Genomic DNA, 18,162 nt, shown 5'->3' with positions numbered 1-18,162 from the left:
CCCTGACCGAGCGTGCGTCTCCTGCTGCTCAACGTAGAGTTGAAGCCTCGGCGGCAGAAGGGGGCGGTCAGGGTGCGGCGGTTCGAACGACTGGCACGGATCCGGCGCATGGATCCCTACGAGGACGCCTCGGAGATCTATCGGCTGTCCTCGGCCTACGAGTTCCCCTGGGACTTCGCCCGTGCCCTGGAGCTGGCGCTCTACCGCACCTACGCCGTGCCGAGCATCGGCCGGCTGCTCGCCGAGACGGCGGAGTTCACCGACCGGCCCCAGAAGCGGTACGACGACACGGCGCTGCTGCTCGACGGCGTGGTCGAGCACGGCTTCGACAGCGAGCAGGGCCGGACGGCCATCCGGCGCATCAACCGGATGCACCGCAGCTACGACATCACCAACGACGACATGCGGTACGTCCTGTGCACGTTCGTCGTGACTCCCAAGCGCTGGATCGACACCTACGGGTGGCGCAGGATGTCGCGCCACGAGACCGTCGCCTCCGCCGTCCACTACCGCACGCTGGGACGGCACATGGGCATCAGGGACATTCCCGGTTCCTACGAGGAGTTCGAAGCCTGTCTCGACGCCTACGAGGAGGCCCACTTCGCCTGGGACGAGGGCGGGCGCCGCGTCTCCGACGCCACGCTCGACCTCATGGCCTCCTGGTATCCGCGCCCTCTCACGCCCCTCCTGCGCGCCGGGACCCTCGCCCTGCTCGACGAGCCCCTGCTGCGCGCCTTCGGCTACACCCCGCCGCGGCCCGCCACCCGCGCGGCCGTACGCCACGCCGTCAGGCTGCGCGGACGCGTGGTCCGTCTGCTGCCGCCGAGACGTGCCCCGCACCACGCCCGTCAGAACCGGGAGATCAAGGGCTACCCGAACGGCTACCGGCTGGCCGATCTGGGCACCCGCCCGGTTCCCGGCGTTCGCGGGTGCCCGGTCCGCCACATCGGCTCGTCAGCCGCCGAGTGAGGCGATCGTCTCCCGCAGCCAGCCGAGTTCGGCCCGCGAGGTGGCCCTCGCGACGATGAGTACGCCACGCCGGAAGGGGTCGTCCAACTCCTCGGCGCCCAGTGGGCGGTCACCGTCGTAGAAGAAGCTCGCGGGTTCCTCCAGGAAGGCGAGCCGGCGGCGCAGTACGGCGGCCTGGGCGGGGGCGTCGTCCAGGTGCCGGAGGAAGGCGAGCACCGTGAACCAGCGGTTCTCGTCCGTGACGTCGCGCCGAGCGGGCTCGGCGAGCCGCCGGCGCAGCTCCCCTCGCCCCTCCTCGGTGAGGGTCAGCACATGACGCGGCGCGGCCACGGAACCGGGCTCTGTGGCGCGTGCGAGGAGACCCGCCTTCTCCAGACGCTTGATCGCGGGGTAGAGCGTGCTCTCGGCGACCGGCCGCACGTGCCCCGTCAGCGCGGTGATGCGCTTGCGCAGCTCGTAGCCGTGCAGCGGGGCGTCGTAGAGGAAACCGAGGACGGCGAACTCCAGCATGCCCGCATTATCTCCCACGGCGCTCGCGGCTTTCGCGGTCGGTGTACATCGAAGACGCTATACATCGTCACCGATGTATAGTCCTGGAAGGCAAGAGAGAAGCGGCACTCCACAGGGGGAACGGTTTGAACGAGGCACGGTTCGACGACAAGGGGAGTCGCATTCGCTGGACGGAGACGCCCGGCGAGGAGCCCGCGCGCGTGTACGTGCACGGGCTCGGCTCGGTCTCCTCCGTGTACCACGCCCACATCGCGGCGCGCGCGGAACTGGCGGGCCGGCGCAGCCTCTTCGTCGACCTGCCGGGCCACGGCATCAGTGACCGACCGGAGCACTTCGGGTACACGCTCGTCGACCACGCCGACGCGCTGGCCGCCGTTCTGGACGAGGCGGGACTGGCCGGGGCCGAACTGGTCGCGCACAGCATGGGTGGTGCCGTCGCCGTCGTCCTCGCCCACCGGAGGCCGGAACTGGTCTCCCGGCTGGTCCTCACGGAGGCCAACCTCGACGCCGCCCCGCCGCCGACCGCGGGCAGCAGCATCATCGCCTCCTACCAGGAGGACGATTTCGTCCACGGCGGCCACGCGCGCGTACTGGAGACCGTCGGCCCCCAGTGGGCGGCGACGATGCGGCTGACGGATCCACGCGCCCTGCACCGCTCCGCCGTCGGGCTGTGCCGGGGATCGGATCCCGTGATGCGCACCCTTCTCGAAGGGCTCACGGTCGAGCGCGTGTACCTCCAGGGCGGACTCAGCGGCGAACTGGAAGGCCGGGAGTCCCTTGAGGCCGCGGGCGTGCGGGTGACGACCGTGGCGGGAGCCGGGCACAACGTCATGCTCGACCGCCCCGACGCGTTCGTGGCGGCGGTCGCCGGACGGGGCTGACTCAGCCCGCGCGGACCGCCAGGGCCAGGAACCGGGCGTCCTCGTCGACGTACGCCGTCAAGTCCCATCCGGAACCGGCCAGCAGCGGACGGAGGTTGCGCTCGGCGCGCAAATCGTCCGGCGTGAGCTGCCGCCCCTGCCGGGCCGCGAGCGCCGCCCGGCCGATCGGGTGGAACAGCGCCAGCACACCACCGGGGCGCACGACGCGTGCCAACTCCCGCAGATTCCCGGCGGGATCGGGCAGGTGCGCGACGAGACCCGCAGCGAACACCGCGTCGAGCGCCCGGGGCCGCAGGGGCAGCGCGGCCACGTCGGTCAGCAGCAGGCGCCCGTCACGGTCCCTGCCGGCCCGTACGGCGGCCTGGAGCATGGCAGGCGTCAGATCGGCCCCGACGACCAGCCCCGTCGGCCCCACGGCCGTACGCAACGGGGGCAGGGCCCGGCCGGTGCCGCACCCCGCGTCCAGCACACGATCACCTTCGCGCAGCCCCAGCTCGGCGACCGCGGCCGCGTAGGCCGGGCCGTCGTCGGGGAACCGGCGGTCCCAGTCGGCGGCCCGGGAGCCGAAGAACTCCTGCACGTGCGTGTGGTCGTCGCTCATGCTCCGCATGATTCCCCAAGAGCACGCAAGATGCCGCAGCACACATGTTCGAGCGCGACGCGATCGTTCCAGTGCCCCTCTGCGTCGGACAGCAACGCCTTACGAAATGCACCCCCGTTGTGCGCCCCTTTCGGGACCAGCGTCCCGGGGCCCCGGGACCGCGACTCGGGGAAGGAGGTGCTGATCCGGCTCGTCGAGTACGCCGGGCGGGTGCACACCGCCCGGCTTCTCGACTCCGTCCACTGACCGGACCGGCGACCCCCGACGGGGAGGCCCTCAGTCCGCCACCGACTTCTGGGCCAGGACCTTGTCCACGGTGACACGGACGAGGAGCTCGCCCGGGACGCCGTTGCGCGCCCCGAACTCCTCGGCCCGTTCCTCGCCCATGTAACGGGCGGCGATGCGCGCGGCCCAGTGCCGCAGTTCGCCGAGGTCCTCGGAGATTCGCGCACGCCCCTGCAGCACGACGAAGTCGAACGGTGGCCGGTCGTCGTCCACGCACAGGGCGATGCGGCCGTCACGGATCAGATTGCGCCCCTTCACGGTGTCCTTGCCGGTGTTGAACACCAGGTCGTCCCCGTCCAGCAGGAACCAGATCGGTGCCACGTGCGGGCTGCCGTCGGCCCGGACGGTCGAGAGCTTTCCGGTGCGGGTGCCGTCCGAGACGAACGCCCGCCATTCCTCATCGGTCATCTTCTGTGCCATGCCCCCATCCTCCTTGCCCGGAGCACGGGCGTGGTGAAGGCTGGCGGACGGATCCCCCGGCCAGGGGGAGGCAACGCGTACGGGGAGACACGGGGAGATCCGATCATGGTGCAGAACCAGGGACTGGGCTGGTTGCTCGACGACCTGACCGCGCGCGTCGAACACGTACGGCACGCGTTGGTCCTGTCCAACGACGGGTTGGTGACCGGGGCGAGTACGGGCCTGCGACGCGAGGACGCCGAGCACCTCGCCGCCGTCTCGTCCGGACTGCACAGCCTGGCCAAGGGCTCGGGCCGGCACTTCGGCGCCGGTCAGGTACAGCAGACGATGGTCGAGTTCGACGACGCCGTGCTGTTCGTCACCGCTGCGGGTTCGGGCAGTTGCCTGTGCGTGCTCAGCGGGGCGGAGGCCGACATCGGGCAGATCGCGTACGAGATGACGCTGCTGGTGAACCGGGTGGGCGAGCACCTCGACGTCGACGCTCGGCAGCCGGGACGAATAACACCCACCGAGCCCTGACCTGCGCTTTTCGGCGTCCCCGCGGGTCGGTCGCAGAGTTATCCACAGGCTCGCCGCGGATGCCGCGGTTGCGGCTACGGTTTTTTGTGTCGGCGGGCGCGGACGGCGCCGGCCACACACTCCACGGGGGAGACGAACCATGTCCGGCAACACCATCACGCACAACATCGCAGCGGCCGGCGAGCGGACCGGCACCACCCGGGGCGCCTCGGTCACATACCATCGCGCGGCGCGGGAACTGGGTCTCAGGCGAAGCGAGTTCGACCTCGCCGTGCAGCTCGGCCGGGTCCGCACGGTGCCCGACGGCGGGGGAGGCGGGCGGCGCGTCCCTCGCGACGAGATCGACCGAATCCGGGCGGCGGTCGGTTTCCCCGAGGCGCTCCGAGCCGCTGTCCGGGCCGTCGGGACCACGGAGGGCGCGGCCCTCATGGACGTGACCACGGCCCGGTTCACCCGTCTCGCCCGGCTGGGGCTGCTGGTGCCCGTGAAGTTCTACGTCAACCGGTACCGAGCCGTCGTCTGGCTGTATCTGGCGGAGGAGCTGCGGCAGTTCAGGGCCGACGAGCGCAACACCGCACTGCTGAAGGGCCGCACACCCGAAGGACTGCGGGACCAGTTGGGGGAGGGGCTCGACCTGCGTCCCCGCAACTGGCGGGGGCGGCACCTGGGATTCCTGCTCCGGCAGGCGGACGACCCGTGGGCCCGGGCCGCGGCGGTTGCGTCGCTGCTCGACGCCGCCGAGATCTCGGACGTCGTCACCGATCCCTACGAGCGCTCCCATCTGCGCCGGTTCCGCCCCGCACTCGCCACGCACGGGTCGCCCGGCTCCCCGGCCGCGCAGCTCGCCGAGGAGATCGCCACGGCCGGCGACCCGGACGAGGTCGACTGGCTCCGCTCGGACCTGGCGGCGGCCGTGGACACGGCCCGCCGACATCGCCCGGCCCCTCGCCCGACCCCGCACGCCGTGCCTGCCCCCGCCGGTCCGCACTCCGTGCCGACCCCGCCCGGTCCGCACTCCGTACGGGACGGGACGGCGGAACCGGTGCGGGCCGAGGCGGAGCACCCCGCGCCGCCCGAGGCGGAACGACCTCGACGGCTGAGCGGCCTGTTCGGCAGGCTCTGGCGCAGAGACTCCTGACCTACAGGGCCCGGAAGAGCCCTTCCTGCACCACGGACACCAGCATGCGTCCTTCCCTGTCATAGATCCGCCCACGGGCCAGCCCACGCCCGCCGGTCGCGATCGGCGACTCCTGGTCGTACAGGAACCACTCGTCGGCCCGGAACGGCTGGTGGAACCACATGGCGTGGTCCAGCGACGCCATGTCGAACCCCCGGGGACCCCACAACGGCTCCACCGGGATGCGCACGGCGTCCAGGAGCGTCATGTCGCTGGCGTAGGTCAGGGCGCAGGTGTGCACGAGCGGATCGTCGCCGAGCGGTCCGACCGCGCGCATCCACACGGCGCTGCGCGGCTCGGCGCCCTCGACCTCCTCGGCACTCCAGCGCAGCCGGTCGACATAGCGGATGTCGAAGGGCTGACGGCGGGCCATTCGCTCCAACTGCTCCGGCAGCGCACCCAGGTGCTCCCGCACCTCGTCGGCGACCGTCGGCAGGGACTCCGGATCGGGGACCTTGCGGGCCGGCGGCAACTGGTGCTCGAAACTCCCCTGCTCAGGCTTGTGAAAGGAGGCGGTGAGCGTGAAGATCGTGCGGCCCTGCTGCACCGCGGTGACCCGGCGGGTGGTGAACGACCGTCCGTCCCGGTCCCGTTCGACCTGGTACACGATCGGCACGCCGGGGCGTCCCGGACGCAGGAAGTACGCGTGCAGCGAGTGCACCGGGCGGTCGCCGTCGGTGGTCCGGCCCGCGGCGACCAGCGCCTGGCCGGCCACCTGTCCGCCGAAGACCCGTTGCAGCGACTCCTCGGGGCTGCGGCCACGGAAGATGTTGACCTCGATCTGCTCCAGGTCGAGCAGGGCGACGAGGCTTTCGGCCGGGTTCGTCATGGGTGGGGTTCTCCTGTGCTCACAGCTGGCCGACATCGGAGACACGGACGATCGCACGGCCCTCCGCGTCGGAGGCGGTGAGGTCGACCTCCGCACTGATGCCCCAGTCGTGGTCGTCGTTCGGGTCGTCGAAGATCTGCCGCACGCGCCACAGCCCGTTCTGCGGCTCCTCCTCGATGATCAGCAGCTTCGGACCCCGGGCGTCCGGACCGGTGCCGAGGTCGTCGTACTCGTCCCAGTACTTGTCCATGGCCTCGCCCCACGCGTCGGCGTCCCAGCCCGCGTCGGCGTCCATCTCGCCCAGCTCACCGACCTGGTCGAGGGCGGCGAGCTCGACACGGCGGAACATGGCGTTGCGGACCAGTACGCGGAAGGCGCGCGCGTTGGCGGTGACCGGCCGCACCTGATCGGCCTTCTCCTGGGCCTCCTCGGCGGTCATCTCCTCCGGGTTGGCGAGCTGCTCCCACTCGTCCAGGAGACTGGAGTCGACCTGGCGCACCATCTCGCCAAGCCACTCGATCAGGTCCTGGAGGTCCTCGGACTTCAGATCGTCCGGCACGGTGTGGTCGAGGGCCTTGTAGGCGCTCGCCAGGTAGCGCAGCACGATGCCCTCGGTGCGGGCCAGTTCGTAGTGGGAGACCAGCTCCGTGAAGGTCAGTGCCCGTTCGTACATGTCACGGATGACCGACTTCGGGGACAGCGGGTGGTCGCCGACCCAGGGGTGGCTCCTGCGGTACGTGTCGTAGGCGTGGAAGAGCAGCTCCTCCAAGGGCTTGGGGTACGTGATGTCCTGGAGGCGCTCCATGCGCTCCTCGTACTCGACGCCGTCCGTCTTCATCGCGGCCACGGCCTCACCACGCGCCTTGTTCTGCTGGGCGGCGAGGATCTGCCGCGGGTCGTCCAGCGTGGACTCCACGACCGACACCATGTCCAGCGCGTACGACGGCGACTCCGGATCCAGCAGTTCGAAGGCGGCCAGGGCGAACGTGGACAGCGGCTGGTTCAGCGCGAAGTCCTGCTGGAGGTCCACCGTGAGACGCACCGTGCGCCCCTCCGCGTCCGGCTGGTCGAGCTTCTCCACGATGCCGCCGTCCAACAGCGAACGGTAGATGGCGATGGCCCGCCGGATGTGCCTGAGCTGCTGCCTGCGCGGCTCGTGGTTGTCCTCCAGCAAGTGCCGCATCGCGGAGAAGGCGTCGCCGGGGCGGGCGATCACCGACAGCAGCATGGTGTGGGTGACCCGGAAACGGGACGTCAGCGGCTCCGGCTCCGAGCCGATGAGCTTGTCGAACGTGCTCTCCGACCAGGCGACGAACCCCTCGGGGGCCTTCTTCCGGACGACCTTCCGCCGCTTCTTCGGGTCGTCACCGGCCTTGGCGAGCGCCTTCTCGTTCTCGACGACGTGCTCCGGCGCCTGGGCGACCACGAACCCCTCCGTGTCGAACCCGGCCCGACCGGCCCGCCCCGCGATCTGGTGGAACTCCCGGGCCCTCAGCGTGCGGACCCGGGTGCCGTCGTACTTGGTCAGCGCCGTGAACAGCACGGTACGGATCGGGACGTTGACGCCCACGCCGAGCGTGTCCGTTCCGCAGATCACCTTCAACAGGCCGGCTTGCGCGAGCTTCTCCACCAGCCGCCGGTACTTGGGCAGCATGCCGGCGTGGTGGACCCCGATGCCGTGCCGCACGTAGCGGGAGAGATTGCGGCCGAACTTCGTGGTGAAACGGAAGTTGCCGATGAGGTCGGCGATCCGCTCCTTCTCCTCGCGCGTGCACATGTTGATGCTCATCAGCGCCTGTGCCCGCTCCACGGCCTGCGCCTGGGTGAAGTGCACGATGTACACGGGGGCCTGCCGGGCGGCCAGAAGATCGGTGAGCGTCTCGGTGAGCGGTGTGTAGCGGAACTCGTAGGAGAGCGGCACCGGCCGGGTGGCCGAGCGGACCACCGAGGTGGGACGGCCGGTACGGCGCGCGAGGTCCTTCTCGAAGAAGGAGACGTCACCGAGCGTCGCCGACATCAGGACGAACTGGGCCTGCGGCAGCTCCAGCAAGGGAATCTGCCAGGCCCAGCCGCGGTCCGGCTCCGCGTAGAAGTGGAACTCGTCCATGACGACCTGGCCGATGTCCGCGTGCTTGCCGTCACGCAGCGCGATGGACGCCAGGACCTCGGCCGTGCAGCAGATGACGGGGGCGTCGGAGTTCACGGAGGCGTCGCCGGTCAGCATGCCCACGTTCTCGGTGCCGAAGATCTTGCACAGCTCGAAGAACTTCTCCGACACCAGTGCCTTGATCGGTGCCGTGTAGAAGGTGACCTCGTCCCGGGCCAGGGCGGCGAAGTGCGCGCCCGCCGCGATCATGCTCTTGCCGGAGCCGGTGGGCGTCGACACGATCACGTTCGCGCCGGAGACCACCTCGATCAGCGCCTCCTCCTGGTGGGGGTAGAGGGTGAGACCGCGCTCCTGGGCCCACGCCTCGAAGGCTTCGTACAAGGCATCGGGGTCGGCGGTCCGCGGCAGCTGATCGATGAGGGTCACGTCCCCATCTTGCCTGCCCCGGGCCGCGAGGGGGGAATCGGCTGTCCGTGTGAAGATCACGAACGCTACGCTGGGTCGCCGACGCGGCAGCAGCGGACCCGGACAACTGCACAGCGGCACACGAGGAATGGGGCGGGCAACGGCGATGATGGGACCAGCACACTCACTCTCGGGCGCCGCGGCGTGGCTCGGCGTCGGGGCGGCGACCGCCGCCGCGGGACAGCCGATGCCCTGGCCCGTGCTGCTGGCCGGAGCCCTGATCTGCGCCGGAGCGGCGCTCGCCCCGGACCTCGACCACAAGGCGGCCACCATCTCCCGGGCCTTCGGACCGCTCTCACGGGGGGTGTGCGAGATCGTCGACAAGCTGTCGTACGCCGTCTACAAGGCGACGAAGAAGCCCGGCGACCCGCGGCGCTCCGGCGGGCACCGCACGCTGACGCACACCTGGCTGTGGGCGGTCCTGACAGGCGGCGGCGCGTCGGTCCTGGCCATCACCGGCGGCCGCTGGGCGGTGCTGGCGATCCTCTTCGTGCACATGGTGCTGGCCATCGAGGGGCTGCTGTGGCGGGCCACCCGCGGCTCCAGCAGCGACGTGCTGGTCTGGCTGCTGGCGGGGACCAGCGCGTGGATCATCGCCGGCATCCTGGACAAGCCGGACGCCGGCGCGGACTGGCTGTTCACGGCGCCGGGCCAGGAGTACCTGTGGCTGGGCCTGCCGATCGTGCTCGGCGCGCTGGTGCACGACATCGGGGACGCGCTGACCGTTTCGGGCTGCCCGATACTCTGGCCGATACCGGTGGGCCGCAAGCGGTGGTACCCCCTCGGCCCGCCGAAGCCCATGCGGTTCCGAGCGGGCAGCTGGGTGGAGCTGAAGGTACTGATGCCGATGTTCATGCTGCTCGGGGGAGTGGGCGGCGCGGCGGCGCTCAACTTCATCTGAGCGTCGCGGGCCCGGCCGGCTTAGCCGGTTTCGCCGGTGTCCTGCCCCTCGCCCGCGCCGTAACGCCGCTCGAAGCGGGCGACGCGCCCCTCCGAGTCCACCGTTCGCGCCTTGCCGGTGTAGAAGGGGTGGCTCTCCGAGGAGATCTCCACGTCCACCACCGGGTAGGTCTGGCCGTCGTCCCACGCGATGGTCTGGTCGCTGGTCGCGGTGGACCGGGTCAGGAAGGCGTATCCGGCACTGCGGTCACGGAAGACGACGGGCCGGTAGTCGGGGTGCTTGTCCTGCTGCATGGCTGCTCCTCGTACCGCACGGTTCATGGGAGCGACGGCACGGGGCTGCCGCCGCGGGTGGTGTCAGCCGGGCAGGGAGTCCTCGTCGACCACGTGCATCGCTGCCTCCTCGGCGGAGGCGGCGGCGCCGTCGATGCCCACGTCCATGGCGACCAGCGCCGGCTCCTCGTCCTCGTGAGCCCCTTCGTCGGGTGCCACGAGCCGGCCGGAGCGGTCCGCGCCGACCTCGTTGTCCAGCAGTTCCCCGTCGGTGCCGGCCACGTCGCCCAGCCCGTCGCCGTCGGGCGCGAGCTCGTCCGGCCGCTCCTCGGCGAGTCGCTGGTCCAGCGTTTCGCCGCGGCGACGTTCGGCGGCGGTCACGCCGGTGTGCTCCACCGCCCAGGGGCGCTCGGGCGGGGACCAGCCCCGGTCGAGGGGATCGGCGACGCCGTCCTCCTCGAGGGTGTCCTCACCGTCGAGGAGCCCGGTGTCCTCCCTCTGCTCGGATCCGTCGGGCTGGTAGACGTCATCTCCCCATCCGTCGACGCTGTTCACGGACACCTCCAGGGGGTGGGGACCGGCCCCTTCTCACCGTGGACCGCGGCGGGCCGCCGCTGCACGGGGCACGGGCCTCGTCCGTCGCGGAACCGCGCGGTTCCCGGGCCTGCCTCGAGCCGGTGCCTGCTTCCAGCCTTCCACTCCCGTTCGGGACCGCGCAACGGCACGGACCCCGCCGGGGTACGCGCCGGGCCCCTCCCCGCGGCTCCGCCGGGCAGGCCGACCCACGCCCACGGCCCCGGCACCGGCGACGCGTCCGCCCCCGCCCCACCGCCCGGCCGCCTCCCAGGGATGCCCCGTCCGACCGGGCCGACCCGTCCGACCGGGTCGATCCGTCCGGCGGCGCCGTCCCGCGCTCGTCCCGGCCCGGGCAGGCCGGCTCCGGACGGGACCGCACCCGGCCGGCCCCGGCCTGCGCCGGCCAGGGCCGCCCCGTCCGGAGCCACCTCGTCCGAAGCCGGTCCGCCCCGAAGGCGCGCGACGTGGCTACCCGTGCCAGGACCGCCACAGCGCCGCGTAGGCACCGTCCGCCGCGACGAGTTCGTCGTGGCTGCCCAGCTCACTGATCCGGCCGTTCTCGACCACGGCGATGACGTCCGCGTCGTGGGCCGTGTGCAGGCGATGGGCGATCGCGATCACCGTGCGTCCGTCCAGGACCCTGGCCAGGGACCGTTCGAGATGGCGTGCGGCCCGCGGATCGAGCAGGGACGTCGCCTCGTCCAGCACCAGGGTGTGCGGGTCGGCCAGCACCAGGCGGGCCAGGGCGATCTGCTGGGCCTGCGCCGGGGTGAGCGCGAAGCCGCCCGAGCCGACCTCGGTGTCCAGTCCCTCGTCCAGCCCACGGGACCAGTCGTCCGCGTCGACCGCGCCCAGCGCCGCCCACAGCTCGGCGTCGGTGGCGCCGGTCCTGGCGAGCCGGAGATTGTCGCGCAGGGAGCCCACGAAGACGTGGTGCTCCTGGTTGACGAGGGCGACGTGCGCGCGGACCCGTTCCGCGGACATCCGGGACAGTTCCGCGCCGCCCAGAGTGATCCGGCCCTCGCGCGGACCGTAGATGCCCGCGAGCAGCCGGCCCAGGGTGGACTTGCCGGCGCCCGAGGGGCCGACCAGGGCCAGCCGGGTCCCGGGAGCGACCTCCAGCGACACCTTGCGCAGCACGTCCACCCCCTCCAGATAGCCGAAGTGCACACGGTCGGCGTGCACGTGCCGTCCGTCGGGGGCCAGCGTGGCGTCACCGGCGTCCGGCTCGATGTCCCGGACGCCCACCAGCCGGGCCAGGGAGACCTGGGCCACCTGCAACTCGTCGTACCAGCGCAGGATGAGACCGACCGGGTCGACGAGCATCTGCGCGATCAGGGCGGCCGTGGTCAGCTGACCGACCCCGATCCAGCCCTGGAGGACGAAGACACCACCGATGAGCAGGACGGAGGCGAGCACGGTCACATGGGTGACGTTGATGACGGGGAAGAGCACCGACCGCAGCCAGAGGGTGTAGCGCTCCCAAGCCGTCCACTCCTTGATCCGGCGCTCCGACAGCTCGATGCGACGGGCGTCGAGCCGGTGCGACTCGACGGTGCGCCCGGCGTCCACCGTCTCGGCGAGCGCGGCGGCCACCGCGGCGTACCCGGCGGCCTCCGAGCGGTAGGCGGCGGGCGCCCGGCGGAAATACCAGCGGCAGCCGATCACCAGCAGCGGCACCGCGATCAGCACCGCGGGCGCCAGGGGCGGCGCCGTGACCACCAGGCCACCGAGCAGCAGCACCACCCACACGGCACCGATCGCGAGCTGGGGCACGGCCTCCCGCATGGCGTTGGCGAGCCGGTCGATGTCCGTGGTGATCCGGGAGAGCAGGTCGCCCGTGCCGGCCCGTTCCAGCACGCCGGGCGGCAGCCCGACCGACCGCACGAGGAAGTCCTCGCGCAGATCGGCCAGCATCCGCTCGCCGAGCACGGCCCCCCGCAGCCGTACCTCGCGCACGAAGGCCGCCTGCACCACGAGGGCGAGCACGAAGAACGTCGCCGTGACGCCGAGACGCAGCTCGCGCGTGTCGTCCGAGACCCGCTCCACGAGCCCGCCCAGCAGGTAGGGGCCCGCCATCGAGGCGATCACGGCGACGGTGTTGACGGTGACGAGGAGGCAGAACGCCCGACGGTGCCGGCGCAGCAGTTCCCCGACGTAGGCACGCATGGTCGGACGGGCGCCGACGGGCAGGGTGCCGGCCGTCGTGGGGGCCGCCGGGTCGTAGGACGGTGGCGCGACGCCGATCATGCCGTCTCCTCGATCTCTTCCAGTCGGTGCAGTACGTCGTCGTCGCCGAGGGCGCCGTCACGGTCGTCGACGCGGTCGTCGTCGGTCAGGGGCCGCTCCGGCTTCCCGCCGGCCGGTACGGCGTCCGGGTGCGCCGCGGCCTCGTCGGTCTCGCGGGTCACCACCGCCCGGTACCGGGGCTCGGTGTGCAGCAGTTCCCGGTGGGTGCCGACCGCGGCGACCTCGCCGTCGTGCAGGAACACGATCCGGTCCGCGCGGTCCAGCAGCAGCGGCGACGAGGTGAACACCACCGTGGTGCGCCCCGCGCGCAGTGCCCGTACGCCTTCCGCGATCCGCGCCTCGGTGTGCGAGTCGACGGCCGAGGTCGGTTCGTCCAGGACCAGCGCCTCCGGGTCCGTGATCAGGGACCGGGCCAGTGCCAGCCGCTGGCGCTGGCCGCCGGACAGCGACCGGCCCCGCTCGGTGATGCGGGCGTCCATCGGGTCGTCGGCGCCGAGCGAGCCCTGCGCGAGTGCCGTCAGCACGTCACCGCACTGGGCGGCGGCGAGCGCGTCCTCGGCGGCGACGGCACCGGACGCGGGCACGTCCAGCAGCTCGCGGAGCGTTCCGGACAGCAGCACCGGGTCCTTGTCCTGCACCAGGACCGCGGTGCGCGCGGACTTCAGGGGCAGTTCGTCCAGGGGCACCCCGCCCAGCAGGGCCGACGCGCCCTGCTCCGGGGGGTGCCCGCCGAGCCGTTCCGCCAGCCGCCCTGCCGCGTCCGGGTCACCGCACACCACGGCGGTGAGCCGGCCCGCCGGAGCCAGCAGACCGCTGGTCGGGTCGTACAGGTCCCCGGTGGGGATCTCGGCGGCGCGCGAACCCCCGGTGTCCGTGGCGCGTTCCAGGGCCAGAACCCGTGCGGCCCGCTTGGCCGAGGGCCGGGAGAAGGAGTACGCCATGGCGATCTCCTCGAAGTGCCGCAGCGGGTAGGTGAGGATCATGACGGAGCTGTAGACGGTGACGAGTTCGCCGACGCCGATGCGGCCCTCGCGGGCCAGGTGGACGCCGTGCCAGACCACCGCGATCAGCAGCAGCCCCGGCAGCAGCACCTGGATCGCGGAGATCAGGGACCACATGCGGGCGCTGCGCACGGCCGCGTGGCGCACCTCCTGGGAGGCGCTGCGGTAGCGGTCGAGGAAGAGTTCCTCGCCACCGATGCCGCGCAGCACGCGCAGTCCGGCGACGGTGTCCGAGGCGAGTTCGGTGGCGCGGCCGGCCTTGTCGCGCTGGACGTCGGCCCGCCGGGTGGCGCGGGGCAGCAGCGGCAGCACCGCGAGGGCCGGCACGGGCAGGCCCAGGATCACCACGACGCCGAGGGCCGGTTCGTAGACGACCAGGGCCACACAGACCAGGACGATGGTCAGGGCCGCCGCGGTGAAGCGGGAGACGGCCTCCACGAACCAGCCGATCTTCTCGACGTCCCCGGTGGACACGGCCACGACCTCGCCGGCCGCCACGCGCCGGGTCAGTGCCGAGCCCAGCAGCGCTGTCTTGCGGGCCAGCAGTTGCTGGACGCGGGCCGCGGCGGTGATCCAGTTGGTGATGGCGGCGCGGTGCAGGAAGGTGTCGCCGAGCGCGTTGCCGACGCAGCACAGGACCATGACGCCGCCCGCGAGGGCGAGCCGGCCGCCGGAGCGGTCGACGACCGCCTGGACGGCGAGCCCGACACAGAAGGGCAGGGCGGAGACGGAGGCGAAGTGCAGCAGGCCCCAGGCCAGTGACGTGAGTTGGCCACCGAGCTGGTTGCGGAACAGCCACCACAGGAATCGGGGGCCCGAGCGTGCGTCCGGCACACCCGGGTCGGGATACGGAAGGTCTTGGATCTGCATGACGTCCCAGTGGCTCGTGTCAGGAGGTGCCGTTGCCATCCGGCATCGAGAGGCTGCAAACCGTGAAAGGTTCGCGTCGCCACGTGCCCAAAATCAACTGGTTTTCCGCGGCGGGATACGAATCCGGCTGCCGATCGCCGCGTGCCGTCCGCCCGCCTCGGCAGCGGTCCATCCGCCCCCGTCCGCCGCCCTCCTGACGGCATGCCCGCCGAGGATGCGACGATGGACGGATGGCACGTGGTGGTGGACGGCGTACGGCGGTCGTGGCGGCGGCCCTTGGTTCCTTGCTGACGATGACGGCGCTGTCCGCCTGCGGCGGCCCGACCGGGGACGGCGCGGACTCCCGGGCGAGCGGATCCCCGGGCGGAGGCGGCCGCAGCAGTGCGGCGGCCGACCCGACGAGGATCCCCGGCGTCGGCGACCGGCTCCAGAAGCGCATCCCCAGCGACTCGCGCCAGGTCGTCGCGGTGTACGGAGACGGCAGGGATTCCGCCGACGCCACGGTCGTGCTCTACACGAAGCAGGGCTCCGCCTGGCACCGCGCCCGCAGTTGGGCGGCGCACAACGGCACCAAGGGGTGGACGACCGACCACCACGAGAACGACAAGCGCAGCCCCGTCGGCGTGTTCACGCTCAGCGACGCGGGCGGGGTGCTCCCGGACCCGGATCCGGCCCCCGGCACGGGGCTGCCGTACAGCAGGTCCGCGAGCTTCGCGGCACCGCGATGGTGGGCGAAGTCGTACTGGCACGACTTCGACTACGTCATCGCCATCGACTACAACCGGGTCAAGGGCACCCCGCCGAACGACCCGACCCGCCCCGAGGGGACGTCGAAGGGCGGGTCGATCTGGCTGCACATGGACCACGGCAGTGGTACGTCGGCCTGCGTCAGCCTGCCCAAGCCGGCGATGGAGTACCTGCTGCGCACGTTGGACCCGGACCGGCACCCCGTGGTGGTGATGGGGGACAGGGCACACCTGAAAGCCTGAGCGCGGGCCTTCCGGGACCCGGCCCGCCGGGACCACCCGGGGACCACACGGACTGCCCGGATCACGCCGTCCGGCGGCACTCGCCCCCGTCCGGCCCGTCGACCAGGGTGTCCAGCAGTCCGCCCAGCACCGCGCGCTGCTCGCCCGTCAGCGGGGCCAGGATCTCCTCGGCGGCGGACCGGCGGGCACCGCGCAGTTCGCTGAGGGCCGCACGTCCGTCGTCGGTCAGCTCGATCCGGATGACCCGGCGGTTGGCGGGGTCCGGGACGCGGCACACCTTCCCGGCCGCTTCCAGCCCGTCGACCAGCGTCGTCACCGCCCGGGGCACGACCTCCAGGCGCTCGGCGAGGTCCGCCATGCGCGGGGGCGAGCCGTAGTGCGCCAGCGTGCGCAGCAGCCGGGACTGGGCCGGGGTGATGCCGAGGTCGCGGTGCTCGAGATGGCGCTTCTGGATGCGCTGCACCCGGCGGGTGAGCCGCAGCAACTGCTCGGCGAGCAGGCCGTCGGGATCGGGGGCGGTCATGGGGGAACAATATCAGGATGATGTTCATTGTGAGTATAGGTAACAATGACCTATGATCCGTAAGGTCCGCGCAGGCCCGTGGCAGGCCCCCGAGGTCTGCCACCCGACGGCTCCGCGGGCCTCCCCTCGCCGCCTCCGAAGGAGCCCATGCACCCCGATCGCGACTCCGCCTGGACCGCACCCGCCGACGCCGAGGAACAGCCCCGGCAGGTGCGCCGCATCCTCAAGCTGTTCCGTCCCTACCGAGGCCGCCTCGCGGTCGTCGGCCTGCTGGTCGGCGCCGCGTCCCTGGTGTCGGTCGCCACGCCCTTCCTGCTCAAGGAGATCCTCGACGTCGCCATCCCCGAGGGGCGCACGGGCCTGCTGAGCCTGCTCGCCCTCGGCATGATCTTCGGCGCCGTGCTCACCAGCGTCTTCGGCGTGCTGCAGACCCTGATCTCCACGACCGTGGGCCAGCGCGTCATGCACGACCTGCGCACCGCCGTCTACGGACGGCTCCAGCAGATGTCCCTCGCCTTCTTCACCCGCACCCGCACCGGCGAGGTCCAGTCCCGCATCGCCAACGACATCGGCGGCATGCAGGCCACCGTCACCTCCACGGCGACCTCGCTGGTGTCCAACCTCACCAGCGTGGTCGCCACGATCGTCGCCATGGTCGTCCTCGACTGGCGCCTGACCGTCGTCTCGCTGCTCCTCCTGCCGGTGTTCGTGTGGATCAGCCGCCGCGTCGGCAGGGAACGCCGGAAGATCACCACCCGGCGCCAGAAGCAGATGGCCGCGATGGCCGCCACGGTCACCGAGTCGCTCTCCGTCAGCGGCATCCTGCTCGGCCGCACCATGGGCCGTTCCGACTCGCTCACCCGCGCCTTCGCGGACGAGTCCGAGAGCCTGGTCGACCTGGAAGTGCGGTCGAACATGGCGGGCCGCTGGCGGATGGCGGTCATCACGATCGTCATGGCCGCCATGCCGGCCGTCATCTACTGGACCGCGGGCATCGCCCTGCGACTCGGCGGCCCCGACGTCTCCCTCGGCACGATCGTCGCCTTCGTCTCGCTCCAGCAGGGGCTGTTCCGCCCGGCCGTGAGCCTGCTGTCGACCGGCGTGCAGATCCAGACCTCGCTCGCACTCTTCCAGCGCATCTTCGAGTACCTCGACCTGCCGATCGACATCACCGAGCGGGAGAACCCCGTCCACCTCGACCACATCAAGGGCGAGGTCCGCTTCGAGAACGTCGAGTTCGGCTACGACGGCAAGGGCGGCCCGGTGCTCGACGGCATCGACATCACCGTCCCCGCCGGCAGCAGTCTCGCCGTCGTCGGCCCCACCGGCGCGGGCAAGTCCACGCTCGGCCACCTGGTGCCGAGGCTGTACGACGTGACGGGCGGCCGGGTCACCCTCGACGGGGTCGACGTGCGCGACCTCGACTTCGACACCCTCGCCCGCGCGGTCGGCGTCGTCTCGCAGGAGACGTACCTCTTCCACGCCTCCGTCGCCGAGAACCTGCGCTTCGCCAAGCCGGACGCCACGGACGCGGAGCTGGAGGCGGCGGCGAGGGCGGCCCAGATCCACGACCACATCGCCGCCCTGCCCGACGGCTACGACACCGTGGTCGGCGAGCGCGGCCACCGCTTCTCCGGCGGCGAGAAGCAGCGCCTGGCCATCGCCCGCACCATCCTGCGCGACCCGCCCGTCCTCGTCCTGGACGAGGCGACCAGTGCCCTGGACACCCGTACCGAGGCCGCGGTGCAGGGCGCCATCGACGCCCTGTCCGCCAACCGCACCACGATCACCATCGCGCACCGCCTCTCCACGGTCCAGGGCGCCGACCGGATCGTGGTCCTCGACTCCGGCCGCCTGGCCGAACAGGGCACGCACGAGGCACTCCTGGCGCAGGACGGGAGGTATGCCGCGCTGGTCCGCCGGGACGCCCGACTGGAGCCGACAAGATGACGATATGCCGGGTTTGTGCCTCTATGGGGGTTACCGTGCCCGCATGCAGATGAACACTCCGCCACGG

17 protein-coding genes and 1 pseudogene are annotated in these 18,162 nt (G+C 71.9%); 8 read left to right on the top strand and 10 right to left on the bottom strand.

Annotated elements, in window-relative coordinates:
• Nucleotides 1-108 precede the first annotated feature (108 nt).
• Entirely contained in the window at nucleotides 109-969 is an 861-nt protein-coding gene (locus tag ACIRGB_RS20175) for an oxygenase MpaB family protein (RefSeq protein WP_403866566.1), read from the top strand.
• On the opposite strand, the gene ACIRGB_RS20170 is transcribed toward ACIRGB_RS20175, so the two are convergent.
• Nucleotides 955-1,479 (bottom strand): PadR family transcriptional regulator, encoded by a 525-nt coding sequence (locus ACIRGB_RS20170; RefSeq protein WP_403866563.1) that lies wholly within the window; start codon nucleotides 1,477-1,479, stop codon nucleotides 955-957. The genes ACIRGB_RS20175 and ACIRGB_RS20170 overlap by 15 nt on opposite strands.
• A 125-nt stretch (nucleotides 1,480-1,604) precedes the next feature.
• On the opposite strand from ACIRGB_RS20170, the gene ACIRGB_RS20165 reads away from it, so the two are divergent.
• The gene (locus ACIRGB_RS20165) at nucleotides 1,605-2,360 is read left to right on the top strand and encodes an alpha/beta fold hydrolase (protein WP_403866560.1); all 756 of its coding nucleotides are present in this window, start codon (nucleotides 1,605-1,607) and stop codon (nucleotides 2,358-2,360) included.
• Nucleotide 2,361: 1 nt separating this feature from the next.
• On the opposite strand, the gene ACIRGB_RS20160 is transcribed toward ACIRGB_RS20165, so the two are convergent.
• Nucleotides 2,362-2,961: a class I SAM-dependent methyltransferase gene (locus ACIRGB_RS20160; protein ID WP_403866556.1), complete on the bottom strand. Its 600-nt coding sequence runs from the start codon at nucleotides 2,959-2,961 to the stop codon at nucleotides 2,362-2,364.
• 150 nt (nucleotides 2,962-3,111) lie between these two features.
• Between ACIRGB_RS20160 and ACIRGB_RS20155 the strand changes: the two are divergent.
• A pseudogene (locus ACIRGB_RS20155) lies at nucleotides 3,112-3,207 on the top strand (ATP-binding protein); the annotation flags it as partial.
• 30 nt (nucleotides 3,208-3,237) lie between these two features.
• Here ACIRGB_RS20155 and ACIRGB_RS20150 read toward each other — a convergent pair.
• A complete protein-coding gene (locus ACIRGB_RS20150) occupies nucleotides 3,238-3,666 on the bottom strand; it encodes a PPOX class F420-dependent oxidoreductase (RefSeq protein WP_403866553.1) in 429 nt (142 codons plus the stop codon).
• 105 nt (nucleotides 3,667-3,771) lie between these two features.
• Between ACIRGB_RS20150 and ACIRGB_RS20145 the strand changes: the two genes are divergently transcribed.
• The gene (locus ACIRGB_RS20145; RefSeq protein ID WP_403866550.1) at nucleotides 3,772-4,185 is read left to right on the top strand and encodes a roadblock/LC7 domain-containing protein; all 414 of its coding nucleotides are present in this window, start codon (nucleotides 3,772-3,774) and stop codon (nucleotides 4,183-4,185) included.
• 139 nt (nucleotides 4,186-4,324) lie between these two features.
• Entirely contained in the window at nucleotides 4,325-5,323 is a 999-nt protein-coding gene (locus ACIRGB_RS20140; protein WP_403866547.1) for a DUF6397 family protein, read from the top strand.
• A gap of 1 nt (nucleotide 5,324) precedes the next feature.
• Here the strand turns inward: ACIRGB_RS20140 and ACIRGB_RS20135 are convergent, their stop codons facing one another.
• Nucleotides 5,325-6,191, bottom strand: a complete 867-nt coding sequence (locus ACIRGB_RS20135; protein ID WP_403866544.1) for an acyl-CoA thioesterase — start codon at nucleotides 6,189-6,191, stop codon at nucleotides 5,325-5,327.
• A 19-nt stretch (nucleotides 6,192-6,210) separates the two neighbouring features.
• Complete coding sequence (locus ACIRGB_RS20130; RefSeq protein WP_403866542.1) at nucleotides 6,211-8,724, bottom strand: DEAD/DEAH box helicase; 2,514 nt, start codon at nucleotides 8,722-8,724, stop codon at nucleotides 6,211-6,213.
• Nucleotides 8,725-8,869: 145 nt separating this feature from the next.
• Here ACIRGB_RS20130 and ACIRGB_RS20125 point away from each other — a divergent pair, with 145 nt between their 5' ends.
• Nucleotides 8,870-9,664: a metal-dependent hydrolase gene (locus ACIRGB_RS20125; RefSeq protein WP_403866540.1), complete on the top strand. Its 795-nt coding sequence runs from the start codon at nucleotides 8,870-8,872 to the stop codon at nucleotides 9,662-9,664.
• A 20-nt stretch (nucleotides 9,665-9,684) separates the two neighbouring features.
• On the opposite strand, the gene ACIRGB_RS20120 is transcribed toward ACIRGB_RS20125, so the two are convergent.
• From ACIRGB_RS20120 to ACIRGB_RS20105, 4 genes are all read right to left on the bottom strand, one after another.
• On the bottom strand, nucleotides 9,685-9,957 hold the full coding sequence (locus tag ACIRGB_RS20120) for a type B 50S ribosomal protein L31 (protein WP_403866537.1): 273 nt from the start codon (nucleotides 9,955-9,957) through the stop codon (nucleotides 9,685-9,687).
• A gap of 63 nt (nucleotides 9,958-10,020) precedes the next feature.
• The gene (locus ACIRGB_RS20115; RefSeq protein WP_403866534.1) at nucleotides 10,021-10,491 is read right to left on the bottom strand and encodes a DUF5709 domain-containing protein; all 471 of its coding nucleotides are present in this window, start codon (nucleotides 10,489-10,491) and stop codon (nucleotides 10,021-10,023) included.
• A gap of 489 nt (nucleotides 10,492-10,980) precedes the next feature.
• Nucleotides 10,981-12,762, bottom strand: coding sequence for an ABC transporter ATP-binding protein (locus ACIRGB_RS20110; RefSeq protein ID WP_403866531.1), 1,782 nt, complete (start codon nucleotides 12,760-12,762; stop codon nucleotides 10,981-10,983).
• Nucleotides 12,759-14,633, bottom strand: a complete 1,875-nt coding sequence (locus ACIRGB_RS20105; RefSeq protein ID WP_403866528.1) for an ABC transporter ATP-binding protein — start codon at nucleotides 14,631-14,633, stop codon at nucleotides 12,759-12,761. The genes ACIRGB_RS20110 and ACIRGB_RS20105 overlap by 4 nt, the downstream gene beginning before the upstream one ends.
• 230 nt (nucleotides 14,634-14,863) lie before the next feature.
• Here ACIRGB_RS20105 and ACIRGB_RS20100 point away from each other — a divergent pair, with 230 nt between their 5' ends.
• Nucleotides 14,864-15,622 carry a hypothetical protein gene (locus ACIRGB_RS20100; RefSeq protein WP_403866525.1) on the top strand — a complete coding sequence of 253 codons (759 nt, stop codon included), beginning with the start codon at nucleotides 14,864-14,866 and terminating at the stop codon, nucleotides 15,620-15,622.
• Between the two features lie 61 nt (nucleotides 15,623-15,683).
• Here the strand turns inward: ACIRGB_RS20100 and ACIRGB_RS20095 are convergent, their stop codons facing one another.
• Nucleotides 15,684-16,145 carry a MarR family winged helix-turn-helix transcriptional regulator gene (locus ACIRGB_RS20095; protein WP_403866522.1) on the bottom strand — a complete coding sequence of 154 codons (462 nt, stop codon included), beginning with the start codon at nucleotides 16,143-16,145 and terminating at the stop codon, nucleotides 15,684-15,686.
• A 147-nt stretch (nucleotides 16,146-16,292) separates the two neighbouring features.
• Between ACIRGB_RS20095 and ACIRGB_RS20090 the strand changes: the two genes are divergently transcribed.
• Entirely contained in the window at nucleotides 16,293-18,095 is a 1,803-nt protein-coding gene (locus tag ACIRGB_RS20090; RefSeq protein WP_403866519.1) for an ABC transporter ATP-binding protein, read from the top strand.
• Nucleotides 18,096-18,162 lie beyond the last annotated feature (67 nt).

This window comes from Streptomyces sp. NPDC102490, assembly GCF_044765285.1.
In the GTDB taxonomy this organism is placed as follows: domain Bacteria; phylum Actinomycetota; class Actinomycetes; order Streptomycetales; family Streptomycetaceae; genus Streptomyces.
The sequence above is the reverse complement of the archived record's forward strand: the minus strand, read 5'-3'. Positions and strand labels throughout refer to the sequence as shown.

Bases quoted from the DNA above. Each gene is read 5' to 3' on its own strand.
- ACIRGB_RS20100 (WP_403866525.1), top strand. From the start codon at position 14,864: ATGGCACGTGGTGGTGGACGGCGTACGGCGGTCGTGGCGGCGGCCCTT.
- ACIRGB_RS20175 (WP_403866566.1), top strand. From the start codon at position 109: ATGGATCCCTACGAGGACGCCTCGGAGATCTATCGGCTGTCCTCGGCC.
- ACIRGB_RS20150 (WP_403866553.1), bottom strand. From the start codon at position 3,666: ATGGCACAGAAGATGACCGATGAGGAATGGCGGGCGTTCGTCTCGGAC.
- ACIRGB_RS20110 (WP_403866531.1), bottom strand. From the start codon at position 12,762: ATGATCGGCGTCGCGCCACCGTCCTACGACCCGGCGGCCCCCACGACG.
- ACIRGB_RS20120 (WP_403866537.1), bottom strand. From the start codon at position 9,957: ATGCAGCAGGACAAGCACCCCGACTACCGGCCCGTCGTCTTCCGTGAC.
- ACIRGB_RS20170 (WP_403866563.1), bottom strand. From the start codon at position 1,479: ATGCTGGAGTTCGCCGTCCTCGGTTTCCTCTACGACGCCCCGCTGCAC.
- ACIRGB_RS20095 (WP_403866522.1), bottom strand. From the start codon at position 16,145: ATGACCGCCCCCGATCCCGACGGCCTGCTCGCCGAGCAGTTGCTGCGG.
- ACIRGB_RS20135 (WP_403866544.1), bottom strand. From the start codon at position 6,191: ATGACGAACCCGGCCGAAAGCCTCGTCGCCCTGCTCGACCTGGAGCAG.
- ACIRGB_RS20145 (WP_403866550.1), top strand. From the start codon at position 3,772: ATGGTGCAGAACCAGGGACTGGGCTGGTTGCTCGACGACCTGACCGCG.
- ACIRGB_RS20105 (WP_403866528.1), bottom strand. From the start codon at position 14,633: ATGCAGATCCAAGACCTTCCGTATCCCGACCCGGGTGTGCCGGACGCA.
- ACIRGB_RS20160 (WP_403866556.1), bottom strand. From the start codon at position 2,961: ATGAGCGACGACCACACGCACGTGCAGGAGTTCTTCGGCTCCCGGGCC.
- ACIRGB_RS20090 (WP_403866519.1), top strand. From the start codon at position 16,293: ATGCACCCCGATCGCGACTCCGCCTGGACCGCACCCGCCGACGCCGAG.
- ACIRGB_RS20140 (WP_403866547.1), top strand. From the start codon at position 4,325: ATGTCCGGCAACACCATCACGCACAACATCGCAGCGGCCGGCGAGCGG.
- ACIRGB_RS20125 (WP_403866540.1), top strand. From the start codon at position 8,870: ATGATGGGACCAGCACACTCACTCTCGGGCGCCGCGGCGTGGCTCGGC.